3 protein-coding genes are annotated in these 16,134 nt (G+C 38.5%); all 3 read right to left on the minus strand.

Features of this window, described 5'->3' with window-relative positions; genetic code table 11:
* Positions 1–11: 11 nt before the first annotated feature.
* Positions 12–12,545: a non-ribosomal peptide synthetase gene (locus T344_RS28480; protein WP_051571956.1), complete on the minus strand. Its 12,534-nt coding sequence runs from the start codon at positions 12,543–12,545 to the stop codon at positions 12–14.
* 62 nt (positions 12,546–12,607) lie between these two features.
* Positions 12,608–14,290, minus strand: coding sequence for a B12-binding domain-containing radical SAM protein (locus T344_RS0116300; RefSeq protein ID WP_027629590.1), 1,683 nt, complete (start codon positions 14,288–14,290; stop codon positions 12,608–12,610).
* Positions 14,291–14,317: 27 nt separating this feature from the next.
* Positions 14,318–16,134: condensation domain-containing protein (locus tag T344_RS0116305; protein ID WP_027629591.1), on the minus strand; the 1,817-nt coding region annotated here is incomplete at its 5' end.

Here is a 16,134-nt window from a genome sequence, read left to right on the forward strand (position 1 = left end):
CAGTACAAAATCTAGTCAGCAAATGTGTAACTCGACAAAGCCTGAATAAGCTCTGCATAATGATATAACATACCTTCAATCTTATCCCTGTTTAGCCTTGAAGCATTAAACTCACAGGTAATATATAGTTCATTATCCTCACAGGCTGATAGAATAATATCATATACCCCCAAAAGATTGCCATGCAAAGCCGAATCACAAACAAACAACGGTATTATTTGGTTTTTTTCCTTTTCTACAATTATTGAATCCAGTTGTGAAAAGAGATGATTAGTACCCGCTTTTAAACGCTGTTCATTTACTTGACTGAGCATAGTGTCAATTTCCTCTAAATCTTTAAGGCCTATATCCATAATATTTACAAGATTATCCGTATGCACAGCCGAATGTAATTTAAAACTTTTAAGCCCAGAGGCATCTGATAGCACGCAGGCAAAAACGCTCATCAGGATATCCGGTAATTCGACCCTTTCCCTTGATGCCAGTATCTTCAGTCTGTCATATACAGAATCTTCAAACCTCACCTTTAATATGTCTTCCTCCTGCTCAACATCTGTAAAATACTCATCAGGCAGTATCATCTTATCCAATTCCATTAAGGCTGCAGCATTATGTCCCCTGCTTTTTATATGAAGCGCCAGCTTGGAAATGGTAGGATAGGAAAAGATGTCAGCTATTTTTACATCTCCGGGGTATTTCTTTTCTATCTGGCTATGCAGCTTAATAGCCAATAGTGAATTACCTCCTATTTCAAAGAAGTTATCATTTGCTCCAATCAGATCAATATTAAGTAAATATTCCCACAAGCCTTGTAAATCCTTTTCAATCTCTGTGGATGGAGCTGCATACTGATTTCGAAGTATTACTCTCTCATTATATAAAGCTTGTAAAGCCTTACGGTCTACCTTTCCGTTGGAAGTAACAGGGAAGGCTGGCAAGTAAATATACCCATTCGGAATCATATACTCCGGTAAGGTCTTCGACAGGTGAATATATAGTTCTGATACAAGCAATTCACTGTCGGCTGTATAACATGCTATCAATTGTTTACCTTCGAAACCGTCATCCCTTGAAACAACTATGCACTCTTTAACATTTTCATGCTCTTCGATGCATTTTTCTATCTCTCCCAGCTCAATTCTGAAGCCCCTGATCTTTACCTGATTATCTATTCTGCCGAGATATTCAATATTTCCATCCTCAAGCCATCTGGCGAGATCTCCGGTCTTATACATCCTATCCAAACCTGGAGTATCATCATCTTCGAAAGTATATGGGTTCGGGATAAACTTTTCTTCGGTTAATTCCGGATTATTCAGGTAACCCCTTGCCAATCCGGCTCCGGCTATGTATAAGTCGCCTGCAATTCCAACGGGCTGCAATTTTTTATTTTTATCCAGTACCAGCAGCTTTATATTGTCTATGGGTTTACCTATAGGCACAGTGCTATAATTCTCCGCCTCCGAGCAATCAAAGTATGAGACGTCTACTGTGGCTTCAGTAGGACCGTACAAATTATGCAACTTAGTCCCTAACTTCTCGCCGAGAAGATTATTGAACTTTCTTACTTGCTGGAGTCCCAATGCTTCTCCACTGGCAAAAACTCTCTTCAAGCTGGATAATTTGTCATTGTGTGAAATGTATTCCAGATACTCCAGGAACATGCTCAACATCGAAGGTACGAAGTGTAATGTGGTTATCTTATTTGTATAAATTGTTTCGATGATGCAATCCGGATCTTTCTCCCCTCCAGGCTTTAAAAAGCAAACCTTTGCACCTGCATAAAACCACCAAAGAAGCTCCCAAACCGATACATCAAAGGTATATGGGGTCTTCTGCAGTATCACATCATTTTCATCAAGGCAGTACTGCTTTTGCATCCAATTAAGTCTGTTTATAACAGCATGGTGCTCTATCATAACTCCTTTTGGTTTTCCTGTAGTTCCTGAGGTATAAATTACATATGCCAGGTCACCAGGCGCATTTGTGCTGTCAATGCTCTCCTCATTCTCACTGTACAGGGAATCGTTCTCAATGTTTATGATATCTACAGGATAATCCGTATTATCTGCATAGCGTTCCTGTGTAAGCAGAATTCCTGCTTCGCTGTTTTCCAGCATAAACCTTATCCTGTCGTGAGGATAGCCAGGATCTATGGGCATGTACGCTCCGCCGGCTTTTAAAATACCCAGGATGCCTACCATCATCTCCAGAGAGCGTTCCATCATAATTCCTACAATAGTATTTGGTTTAACTCCCTTTCTTCTCAGCATGTTGGCAAGCCTGTTGGATTTTTCATTCAGAGCTGCATATGTCAGTTCTAAATCTCCAAAACACACTGCAACCCGGTTGGGGAACCGTTGAACCTGTTCATTGAACAAATCATTTAATGTCTTTTCCCTTGGATACTCACTTCTGGTATTATTAAATCCGCCAATGATTTCTTCTTTTTCAGCGCCGCTTATAAGTTCAATTTCTGAAAGCACAATTTCAGGATTAGAAGTAACTAGTTTTATGATATTTACAAAATGGTCTGACATCCGTTTAATAGTGCCGCGTTTATAAAGCCTTGTGCAGAACTCAAAAGCAAAGTCCAAATTATCTCCGTCCTCTATAGCGTACAAGCTTAAATCAAACTTTGCTATCCTGTTATCAAAGCCATAAGAACCAAACACTAATCCATCTATGGATATCTCCATACCTTGATTGTTTTGCAGCGAGAACATTGTATCAAACAATGGGTTCCTTCCCATATCTCTGTTAAGTTCCAGAGAATTTACAAGATCCTCAAATTGATAGTCCTGGTTCTGGAATGCTTTTAATGAATTATCCCTGACCTTTTCCAAAAATTCATAAAAGCTATATTCTTTAAGCGGATAATTTCTCATTGCAAGAGTATTTACAAATACCCCTGCAACCTCCTCCAAGTCAGCATGGTGACGTCCTGCAATGGGTGTACCCACCACTATATCTTCCTGACCGGTATACTTTGACAACATTATGTTATAGATTGACAGAATAACCATATAATTTGTCGTCCCGGTCTCAGAAGCAATAGTATGGAGCTTTTCAACCAGTTCCCTGTCTATTCTGAAACCAAGGGTATCACCCTCAAAGCTCTGTACTGATGGTCTTGGATAGTCTGTAGGCATATCAAGTAAAGGTATCTCACCTTCAAAGATTTTTAGCCAATATTGCATTTGTACATCCATCAGTTCTTTGTGAAGGATGCTGTTCTGCCACTCTGAAAAATCTTTGTACTGAAGCCTTAAGGACGGTAATTCTCTGCCACTGTAAATTGCGGCAAATTCCCTTGTTATAATTCCCATTGTCACACCATCAGTAACAATGTGATGTATGTCCCACATCAGTATATGTTTGTCCTTGGAAAGTTTTATAAGAGCGACTCTTATCAATGGAGCCACAGCTAAGTCAAAAGGTCGGATAAATGCATTAATACCTCCCTGTATCTCTGATTCATCCTTTTCCAAAAGCTCAACTTCGAAATTAACCTTATCATGTATAATTTGTACTACTTCTTCATCAATGAAGCTAAAGGATGTTCTTAATGCCTCATGCCTATCTATAAGCTTTTTAATGGTTTCTTCAAGTCTTTCAATATCCAGCGGTCCATCAACCATCATTGCCATCGGAATATTATAAGCAGTATTCGCCCCCTCCAACTTGTCAAGTATATAAAGTCTCTTCTGTGCAGCAGATACAGCATAGTAATCTCTCTTTTCAGCTTTTTCAATAGACAGATATGCTGTTTTCCCAGCCAGATCAATATATTCTCCAAGATCTTTGATGGTAGGCTTTTCGAACAACTGCCCCAAAGGTACCTCAACATTGAATTCCTTATGTATCTCATTCAGCAAAGCGGTGGCTCGTAATGAGTGCCCTCCGATTTCAAAGAAGTCATCTGTTGTACTTATTCTTTCTTCATTAGTTGATAGTACCTTTGCCCATAGTTTCACAAGATTTTCTTCAATTTTATTCTGCGGAGTATTAAAATCTGCCCCATCTTTTGCCGGCTCTTTTACATCAAATTTGGCTAAAGCCTTCCTGTCAATCTTACCGTTATCAGTCACGGGAAAGCTGTCTATTCTGGTAAATGCCGAAGGCAGCATGTAATGCGGCAAACTTCCGGACAAGCATTCTCTCAGTTCCTGCAGGTTTATATCCTCGTCAGAAACATAAAATGCATAAAGGCTCTTATCTCCGTCCATGTCGTCAATATCAAGCACCACTGCTTGTTTTACAAGGGGATGCTGCTGTATGGCGTTTTCAATTTCCATTAATTCAACCCTGTATCCCCTTATTTTAACCTGATAATCCGACCTTCCCAAAAATTCTATATTTCCATCTGCGTGCCATCTTGCCAAATCGCCTGTTCTATACATCATACTGCCGGGTTCAAATGGGTTTTTAACAAATCTCTCACATTCAAGCTCAGGCCTATTCAAATATCCCCTTGCCAACCCCTCACCCGAAATACAAAGTTCTCCGGTTATTCCTATAGGCTGCAGAGTGTTATTTTCTCCAAGTATATATACTTTAGTATTCGCAATAGATTTTCCAATAAAAATAATCCTGTCTGACTCTAAATTTCTGCATATGGTTGTTGCAACGCTGTTCTCTGTGGGCCCGTATTCATTTATCAGCTCAATATTGCTGGATTTGGTCCTGCTTTTTGTAACCAGAGTGGAGCTTACCTTATCCCCAGCCAGCGTTACTAATCTGAGGGAGTGTAAATCCTCTGCAGACGTATATTCCAGTATGGAATCATAAAGGTGTGGAACTGCAATAAAATGTGTTACTTTATACTTTTGAATATAACCAGCCATTGCCATCGGGTCTTTGGAATGTTTCTCAAGTAAAATTACAGCGCTGCTTCCAGACACAATTGGTGTAAAAAAGCTGGTAAGAAAACCATCGAAAGTATGTGAGAATAATTGCAGAACAACGTCTGCCTCGTTCAGTGCATATTCATTCTTTCTCCATTGAATTGTGTTGCTTATGCTTCGATGTTCAACCATGACACCTTTAGGCTTACCTTCAGTACCCGAAGTATATATGATATAGGCAAGGTCTTTAGATGAATTCACCTTGGCGAGATTCATGCCATCACCTATAAATGATTCCTCACTGCTTAAGTTTATAATTTCACCATTAAATCGGTTTACCTTGCTCAGTAAATGATTTTGCGTAACCAGTATTCTGGAACCCGAATCCTCCAGCATATATGAAATTCTGTCCTCAGGATAGCTAAAATCTACAGGCATATATGCGGCACCTGATTTTAATATACCAAGTATTGCTATGGCCATATCATGTGAGCGTTCAACCATCACTGCAACAACTGTTTCAGGTCCCACACCTTTTTCTCTCAAATACATAGCCAGTCGATTAGCCTTTTGATTTAATTCTCTGTAGGTTAGTATTGTATCATCATAAATCAGAGCAATATTATCCGGTGTTTTTTCCACCTGCTGCTCAAACAGTTCAGTAATGGTCTTGTCCAGGTCCAACTCATATTGGTTTCCATTGAAAACCTTCAGCAGTTTTTGTTTCTCCTCAGTGGATAAAATATTTATCTGTCCTAGTTTCACATCTGGATTTTTTGCTATTTCTTGCGCTGCACTTAATATATGCCCAGCCATCGCCTCCATTGTTTCTCTTGCAAATAGTCTCGTACAGTAATTCAAACTAAACACTACCACATTATCCAACTCTGAGGCTCTCAATGTAAAATCAAAATTTGCCGCATCATTTCCCGTTCCAAAGGAAGAAAAATTCAAGCCGTTTATACCGATTGAGGGTATATCCATATTCTGCCATGCAAATACAGTGTCAAACAATGGATTTCTGCTTAAATCCTTCTTAATCCTTATATTTTCTACCAACTCTTCAAACTGGTAATCCTGGTTCTCATATGCTTCAAGTGCCCTTGATCTTACATCCTGAAGGAATTCCCTGAAAGTAATGTCATCCTTGGGATAATTACGCATGGCCAGCATATTAACAAACATTCCTACAATATTGTTTAAATCCTCATGAGTCCTTCCTGCTACTCCTGTACCTACAATAATATCTTCTTGTCCTGAATACTTATGCAGTACTATATTATAAACCGACAGGAAAACCATAAACAACGTAGTACCAGTCTCTAAAGCAAGCTGATTCAAATTTCTGGTCAATTCCGCATCTGATACGAAGGTGAAACTATCTCCCTCAAAGCTCCGTATTGCTGGTCTTGGATAGTCTGTAGGTATGTTGAGTACCGGAACTTCACTGCTGAATATATTCATCCAGTATTCCTTTTGTTTTAATACTAGGTTTGTATTTAAGAAATTATTCTGCCAGACCGCAAAATCCTTATACTGTATTTTCAGTTCAGGAAGCTGAATTCCTTCATAGAGTTTTACAAACTCATACATTATTACCCCTATGGATGTACCATCCGTAATAATATGGTGCATATCACAAATAAGTATGTGCCTTGTTGAGGATACCCGTACAAGTCCAACACTAATTAATGGGGCTTGTCCCAAATCAAAAGGTCTTACAAAATTCCGTATAACAGCCCTGGCTTCATCATCGCACGTACATTCAAAATAAGAAATTGAGAACTCAACCTCTTGATGAATCCGCTGAACTGGCTCACTTTCAACTATTTCAAACGAAGTTCTGAAAACCTCGTGTCTTTTTATCATAGCCTTTATAGTTTCCTCAAAACGCTCCCTATCAAGTGTACCTTCTACTGCCATTATCAATGGGAGATTGTAGTCTGTACCCTGGCCCTGCATCTGATATATAGTAAACATCCTTTTTTGAGCAGAGGATACAGGGTAGTAATTTCTTTCCTCAACCGGCTTAATTGCATGGAATGCTTCTTGCTGCGTGTTCTCTATGCACTCGGCAAGCGCCCTTATTGACTGCAGCATAAATACTTCTCTCAATGTTATCTTTACATTAAATTCCTTGAATATTCTAGAGACCAGCTTAGTTGCCTTCAGAGAATGTCCTCCTACAGCAAAAAAATTGTCATTAATGCCTACCCTGTCAAGCTTTAAAATATCTTGCCATATTAATGCAAGCTGCTCCTGCGTGTGGTTCTGCGGTGCCACGTACTCTACCCCGGCGTAAGTCTCGTTTTTAATATCCCGTAGTGCTTTTCTGTCAACCTTGCCGTTAGAGTTCAAGGGAAATTCCTGAAGCTGCCTGTAATATTGTGGTACCATATACAACGGAAGTCTCTTTGATAAAAATTCTCTGATTTCATTAATATTCAGTTCACCTTCACAAACTATATATGCACTCAGGGTGTCATTCTTATCCCCTCCGGCTATTACAACAGCTTCCTTCACAGCTGGGTATTCCAGCAGCTTTATTTCTATCTCACCCGGCTCAATTCTATAACCTCTGATCTTCAGCTGATGGTCGATGCGCCCTATGTACTCTACGTTTCCATCAGGGAGCCACCTTCCTGTGTCCCCTGTCTTAAACATCCTTGCATCATCAATAAACGGGTTTTGTATAAACTTCTCATTTGTGTATTCAGGCATGTTCAGGTAACCCGACGATAGGCAATCTCCGGAGATATAGATTTCTCCCGGAATCCCGACAGGCTGAAGCTGAAGGCTAGGGTTCAATATATAAACCTGTGTATTATGAGATGGCTTACCTATTGGTACAACACGAGTGTCTGTATTATACAGAATATGATAGTGCATGGTATCATCAGAGCATTCGCTCTGCCCGTAAGCATTTATAAGCTTTATATCATATTCGCTGTAAAATTCATTAACTAGAGAAGAAGTAATCTTTTCCCCCGTCAAAATCAGTTTTTCAAGTATGGGCAGTTTGAGCTTCCCTGTTTGGTCCATATTTTCAAGATAAGCTCCAAGAAGTGAGGGGACTACCTCCGCTATTGAAACCTTGTCTTTCTCAATATTCTCAAACAGCAAATATCCATCGTTAGATACACTCTTAGGATATATCACCAGTTTTGTCCCGATGAACAATGGAGCAAACACCTGCCAAATGGAGGCTACAAATGTTATATTTAAATTAAGGCAAAGGATATGATGGTTTTTAATTTCAAGCACATCAATTTTTGTGTATATGTGGTTTATAATACCTGTATGTTTCAGAATTACTCCTTTTGGAACACCGGTAGAACCCGAGGTATATATTATTACTGCAACATCTGAGGGTTTACTTATCTTTTCCAGATTAACACCACTTCCAGACTCTAAGTCCTGTTTATCCAAATCAATAATATCGCCCTGAAACTTAAATTTATTTTGATTACCGCCAGTGATTAATAAAATATCTACCTTGCTGTCTGCAAGCATAAATTCAATTCTCTTGGCCGGAAAGTCGGGGCTTATTGGCAGATATGCTCCACCTGCCTTCAGTATTCCAAGTATCCCGACCATCATTTGAATCGACGGCTCTGCCATAACTCCCAACACATTACCTGCTTCTACCCCTTTTTGTCTAAGAATTCCGGCAAGTCTGTTTGCTCTTATATTGAGCTCACCGTACGTCAAACTTATACCTTCGCACTCAACCGCAACATTGTTTGGCACTGTATCGGCCTGTTCTTCAAAAAATTCATACAGCAGTTTTTCTTTGGGATATATGAACTTTGTATTGTTGAAATCAAGCAGCTTGTTCTTTTCCTCATCATCCAGCAGCTCTATTTCAGAAATGGTTTTATATGGGAATTCGGCTATTTGGCTTAATATATTAACAAAATGTCTTCCAAGTGATTTAATTGTTTCTTCGTTGAATAACCTTGTGCAATACTCAATCTCAAAAAATATGCCATTATCTATTTCAATAGCGGTTAGAACAGTATCAAATTTTGCAATACTTTTTTTGAAACCGTAATGACTGAATACCAGGCCAGGTATTTCTACTTCTACATTTTGAGTATTCTGCATGATAAACATGGTGTCAAAAACAGGATTCCTGCCTGCATCTCTCTTCAAATCCAGTTTCTCAACTAATTCCTCAAACATATAATCCTGGTTATCAAAAGCTTTGATTGTATTGGTCTTTATTTCCTGAAGGAATTGCTCAAAGGTCTTATCTGCCTTAGGATAGTTCCTATGGGCCAATGTATTTACGAACATACCAATTACATTTTCCAAATCTGCATGCTGTCTTCCAGCGACCGGAGAGCCTACAATAATATCATTCTGTCCTGTATATTTTGATAACAGCACATTGTATGCTGCCAGAAGCACCATATACAATGTTGCTCCCGTCCTCAGAGCAAGACTGTTTAATCTTTCTGCCAAAGTCTTATCTATTGTGAATGTCAGAGCATTTCCTTCAAAGTTTTGCATTGGAGGCCTTGAGAAGTCGGTGGGAATGTCAAGGATTGGAAGTTCACCTTTAAAGGTATCCAGCCAGTATTCTTCCTGTCTGTTTATTTCTCCTGATTTAAACAGTCTGTATTGCCATTCACAAAAATCCTTGTACTGTATCTTTAGTTCGGGAATTTCCATACCTTTATAAAAGTCGGCAAATTCCTTTATCATTATATTCAATGACATGCCGTCCGTTATTATATGGTGCATATCAAACATTAATACATGCTTGGTATCATTTATCTTTGCCAGCGTCACCCTTAATAAAGGTGCTTTACTTAAATCAAACGGCTGTATAAAGCTCTGGACTGTTTGATCAATCTCGCTCTCATTTATTTCAATATAACTAATCTTAAAGTTAACTTTTTCATGTACTTTCTGTACAGTTTCTTCACCTGCCAGTTCAAATGAAGTTCTGAAGGCTTCATGCCTAAGAACCAATTTCTCCACTGTCTCCTCAAAACGTCCCTCATCCAAATCTCCGTCTACAGTCATTACTACAGGGGTGTTGTAGGTGACTCCTGTCCCTTCATATTGGTGGAGTATATATAACCTTTTTTGAGCAGACGATGCCGGATAGTATTCTTTTTCTTCTGCTGGTTGAATAGCTATATGCAGCTTTTCATCAGAATCTTTAATGTATTGAGCAATTGCAGCTATAGTTGGCTCTCTGAATATTTCTCCCAGAGGAACCTCAACATTTAGCTCTTTGTTTATCCTATTGATTAAAACTGTAGCTCTTAATGAATGACCTCCAAATTCAAAGAAATCATTGTACACACCAATATTATCGATTTTAAGTATATCCTTCCACATCCGTACCAATTGCTCTTCGATTTCATCTCTAGGGGGCACAAAATCTACATGCGCTGTTTTTACTGGAGATGGTAATAGATTTACCTCTACCTTTCCATTTGATGATACCGGTATGCTTTCAAGTTGAACGAAATAAGCTGGTATCATATACTGGGGCAATTCTCGTGAAAGGTAATTCCTTAACTCAGGCTCATGCTTCTCCATATCTGCGACAAAGTAACAACAGATATACTTATTACCGGTATTGTCCTCTTTCATCGTAGCTACAACCTGCTTCATACCGCTGAAACTCAAGAGTCTGTTTTCTATTTCAGACAATTCTATTCTGTATCCCCTTATTTTTACCTGACGATCCGCCCTCCCTACGTACTCCAAATTACCGTTTTCAAGTCTTCTAGCAAGGTCTCCCGTTTTGTACATTCGTTTAAAAGGAATAAAGGAATTTAATACAAATCTCTCATCTGTGAGTTCACTATTATTTATGTATCCTCTTGCAACACCATCCCCCGCTATATAAATTTCACCCGTTACAAGGTCAGGTACAGGATTCAGATCTCTATCCAGAATATATATCTGAACATTATCCGCCGGTTTTCCGATAGGTACTGATACCCTTCTATCAGTTTCAGGATTATATCTATAAATCATACAACCCACTACTGTTTCGGTAGGTCCATATTCATTATATATTTCCACATTTTCACCGAATCTCTGGTAAACAACCTCTGCCTGTTCGGTTTTGAGGTCCTCTCCTCCCACAATTAACTTTTTTATCTGCGTCTTTTTAAAGTTCATTTCTTCCACTAATTTAAGATGTGTTGGCGTTAATTTTATTATCCCTGCCTTGTTTTCTTCAATAATACGTCTGATTAATTGCAGCTTGTCCTGCCCTTTGTAAATAAGTATCTTACTTCCTGAAATTAGCGGTGTAAATATGGATGTCACTGTCAAATCGAATGATACTGATGAATACAGCGGAAAATCTACTTTTTCACCATTTGTATACACCTTCTTTGCCCACCATACATAATTAACCAATCCTTTGTTAGTTATCATCACCCCTTTAGACTTGCCCGTAGTACCAGAAGTATAAATAACATAAGCAAGGCTTTCAGGTGAATTAATTCTTTCCGGAGAAGAACATTCCCCCGAGTATAATGCTTGGTCATCCAAATCTATAACTACTCCCTGAAAGTCAATATTCTTATAGTCTGGCTGCCCTGAAACCAGTAAAACTTTTGCATTACTATCATGGAGCATATACCGTATTCTTTCTGATGGATAACTCGCATCAATAGGCAGATATGCTCCTCCAGCTTTTAATATTCCCAGTATTCCAACAATAAACCCTTTTGAGCCTTCTGACATAATACCGGCCACACTGTCGATGGTCAAACCTTCTTCCTTTAGTAAAAAGGCAATTTTGTTTGCTCTATTGTTTAATTCTTTATATGTAATACTGGTATCCTCATCTACGATAGCCACATTTTCCGGTGCAAGAATGGCCTGTTGTTCAAAGAGTTCTATAATGGTTTTATCTTTAGGGTAATCTGTACAGGTATCATTCAGTCCGTATAAAATCCTCTCTTTTTCTTCTACTCCAAGTATTTCAACTTCAGCAATCTTTAACGCTACATCCTGCAGGACTACATTCAGTAAATTTATCAGGTGGGCAGCGGCATTATCTACAATCAAACCCCGGTATAATACCGGATTGTATTCAATGGAGAGTTCCAAACCATTGTCTTTAGTTGAGAAACAAAAAATAAGATTACACCGGACCTTATCCAGACATCTCTTATTATGGATACTGTCCAACATGGCAGCTATTTCGAAGTAGGCTAAACAATCTTTAGGAACTTCTATCCCCGCGTATTCCATCACTTTACTAATAGGATAATTCTGATTTGTTATAGCCTCTTCAATAACTCGTCTGGCCTCATACAACAAATCTTTGAACATGGTATTTCCGTTAACTCTATTTCTTATAGGCAAAACAAGATTTATGACTTCATCATCTATATCCTTTTTAAAAACCGGAGTCCCAAATAATATGTCCTCATTACCAGAGTATTTATAAAGCAATACACTCAAGCCGCACGACAAGATGGTAAATAGCCTTTGTTCTGAATTATTACTTAATTTAATGATTTTTGAGGATAGTTCCTGTGGAAAGCTGTAGCTAACACTCTCTTTCTCTACCTGCGTCAGACTGTTTAAATGGTTATCATGAGGCAATCCGCTTTGGGTCACCTCACCAGCCATCTTTCCCATCCAGTACTCTCTCTCTCTTTCTAAATATTCACTTTTGTCAATTATGCTATTTATAAAATTATCGCTCATTCTATTTACTCCCTTTCAAAAACGTCGATAACCGCTATTTAATAATGTAAGGACACATTTTTTTATAGATACTTCTTATTTTCATTAATGAAAACTTTTCTGTTCTTAAATTCAGTAATTAATGGCACGGCATTCTTGTGCAATTTTTGCCATCTTGTATCCGCCAAGTATACTTCTCTTAATGTGTAAGGATTTGGAATGCCCAACTTTTTACAATGTTCCACAAACCTAATTACTCTCCGGTAAATTTCTTCCCATGATGGCTCTACATTTAAAGTCCAGGTTTGAGTCACGATCATATCCGTCACGTCCTCTGGGAATAACAAAGCTGCACCATATTTATTAGCCCAAAAATCAGAATCAATCTGTGAGCTGGGGAAATATTGGAATGGATTGCACTCTGCTTCATAAATATAATCCTTAATTTCCTCTATTAAATCCAGTGTCTGCATGAAATCCTGCTCTGTTTCCTCCGGATGACCCACTACCCAGTAAGTAGTCGTTTTTATTCCAGCTTCGGCAAGTGTTTTAACCGAGTCCCTTATCAAGTCAGGTGTTATTTTTTTACTCATAAGCTCCAATATCTTCGGTGAGCCGCTTTCAACCCCTAATCTGGCCCTGTAGAATCCTCCACGTCGCCACTGACGTACCTTCTCTACGTCACACGCTTGCCTGTCCGCTCTCAAATATCCATCCCAGTAGAGTGAGAGCTCCCTGTTAATAAGTTCTGCAGAAATATCGTCAATTACAGGATTGACCAATGAATCTCCAAAGAGAAACAACTGCAATCTATATTTGTCATAGAGTTTCACCATTTCGTCAGCAATCTGAGTTGAGCCCTTTTTTCTGTATTTTCCCCATTGAACTGTCTCCGAACAAAAACTGCACTGGAATGGACAGCTTCTTGAAACATATACTGCCAACTGAGGATAGCTCAACACGTCCAGGCCGGTAAAATCAGGAACCTCCACATTTGATATGTCAATAGTCTCATTGCCGTTATCCTTAAGTGTAAATACCTTTTGGTCTTTCGGTAGTTTTCCCTGTAAATATTTTAGTAAAAGGTCCTCTCCCTCGCCGACAATGATTTTATCAATATATTTTGCATACCTCTCTGTAAAGTGTTTGAAATTGGGTGAATTAATAGAGAGCTGATCAGCAAAGATGCCTCCCCCCATGACCGTTTTAATCTCCGGACATTTTTCCTTGATTAATTTAAAAGCGAAAAGTGATGCAGGCAAAGTTCCTGTATATACCGAAATGCCAACAATCCCGGGTTTATGCTCCTCGAGTGCTTGAAGGATATTTTTTTCAAGCTTTGAATAGAAGGATTTCAATATCGTATCTAACTGTTCAACCTGCTGATCATTTATATCGGTAAAATAATGCTTTGATATCAACAATTTTACAAAATTATAATATTTCTTTTTTTCCTGATTGTTTATTGCAGCCATTGCATGATTGCGAAGAACCTTATGGGCAGTATTATAAAAATTACCCTGCTTCTCTTTTGGTATAAATCCATTCAGAACATCGTTATAATTATAATAGATTTCTGATATCTCCAAATCCGTATTGATATCATCCAGGACAACTTCGTATCCGTGCTTGTTTAAATGACTTTTTAAACATGATATACCCAGCGGTGGAATAAGCGGTGTCCAAAAGGGCAATAACATCAACATAACCTTTTGATTTTCCAATCCATTTTTCATTGGTTGATTTGAAAGCTTTTGCGTATACATAAAATCTCTCTCCTAATTAAATTTATTTTAGAAATTAAAATCTCCCTCATCAATCACTACTTCAAGAGTTTTAGCGGTATCTATTGTTATTTTAATGTCCTCGATCTTTACATTTGTATTTGCTACTATTTGGTGCAAAATCTCAATGTAATGCTGTAAGATTTTTTCTGCAGTGGATCTACTGAACAACGTTACTTTGTACTCTAAATTCAGCAATGTACCCCAACTGTACTCAAGAAACTGAAGAAACAGGTCAAATTTCGTCGTTTTGTTCAATACCGGATATGATTTTACACTCAGTTCGTCAACAAGTTCAGCATCAGCTTCCACCTGCAAATCAAATTTTTCCACCGTAAGACATGTCTCAAATAAGGGATTCATTGCACCATCCCTTCTAAGTCCGCATTTATCTACAAGATCCTCATACTGATAATCCTGATTTTCAAACACCTTCAATACCTCTGTTTTAACTTCTTCAAGAAACTCTAAAAAAGTCTTGTCAGGCTGGGGATAATTTCTCATGGGGAGCATATTTACAAACATACCTATCAGGTTGTTCAGATCGGCATGTGTTCTACCTGCAACAGGAGTGATAACAACAATATCCTCACGTTTGGTATACTTATTAAGAAGTATGTTATATACCGCCAGGAAGAGCATGTAAGTGGTTGTCTTGGTCTGGGAATTTATTTTACAAATTTCTTTTATCAGGTCGTAATCTATCTGATGGGTGATACTATCTCCCGTAAAACTCTGCACTACGGGTCTTTTATAATCTATTGGCAAATTGAGTTCTGGGACAGGTTTAGAAAATTTACTTAACCAATACTCCTCCTGCCTTCGAAACATATCTGTTAAAAACAAATTATTTTGCCATACAGCAAAATCCTTGTACTGGATTCTCAGTTTTGGAAGTTCAATACCTTTATAAAGATCGAGGAACTCTTTCTCAATTATTTTCCATGATTCGCCATCTGTGGTGATGTGGTGCATACTTAGCATAAATACATGCCTATAGTCAGATATTTTCAGCAACCCTACTCTGAAAAGAGGTACACGGTTTAAGTCGAAGAGCTCGTTGAAATTCTCAACTATACTATCCACTTCCTCCTCTGTTACTTCCCTGTACATTATTTCAACATCAATTTTCTTATGTATTATCTGTACAATATCATCATCCACAATATCAAACGATGTCCTGAATATCTCATGTCTTTCAATCATACCTTCGATAGCTTTATCAAAGCGTACCCTGTCAAAATCCCCCTCAATAATTCGTACTAAAGGAATATTATAGCTTTTATCTGCACCTTCAAACTTATTATGTATATATATCCCTCTTTGAGCTGATGATGCAGGATAGTACTCCTTTTCTTCAACGGGCTCTATGGTAACATATATGTTTTCCTCCGCATCTCTTATGTACTCTGCAAGACCGGCAATCGTTGGAGTCTCGAATAATCTTCCCAGCGGTACCTCTACATTAAACTCCTTGTGTATCCTGTTTACAAGGAATATAGCCTTTAAGGAATGGCCTCCCAGTCCGAAGAAGTCATCTTCTATTCCTACCCTTTCCAGATTCAGCACCTGAAGCCATATTTCTGCAAGCTTTTCTTCAATTCTATCCCTTGGACCTATGTACTCTTCTTTCATTCCCCTTCCCTTTTTTGGGTCAGGAAGAGCTTTGGCGTCTACTTTCCCGTTAGTTGTCATTGGTATGCGCTCTACCTTTACGATATATGAAGGAACCATATAGACCGGCAGCTCCTTTTCAAGCCTTCTTTTTATTTCATTCTCCTCCGGTTCCCCGTCGGATGTAATGTAAGCGCAGAGATAGCCTTCCG

This window comes from Ruminiclostridium cellobioparum DSM 1351 = ATCC 15832 (assembly GCF_000621505.1).
GTDB classification, from domain to species: domain Bacteria; phylum Bacillota; class Clostridia; order Acetivibrionales; family DSM-1351; genus Ruminiclostridium; species Ruminiclostridium cellobioparum.

Bases quoted from the DNA above. Each gene is read 5' to 3' on its own strand.
- T344_RS0116300 (WP_027629590.1), bottom strand. From the start codon at position 14,290: ATGTATACGCAAAAGCTTTCAAATCAACCAATGAAAAATGGATTGGAA.
- T344_RS28480 (WP_051571956.1), bottom strand. From the start codon at position 12,545: ATGAGCGATAATTTTATAAATAGCATAATTGACAAAAGTGAATATTTA.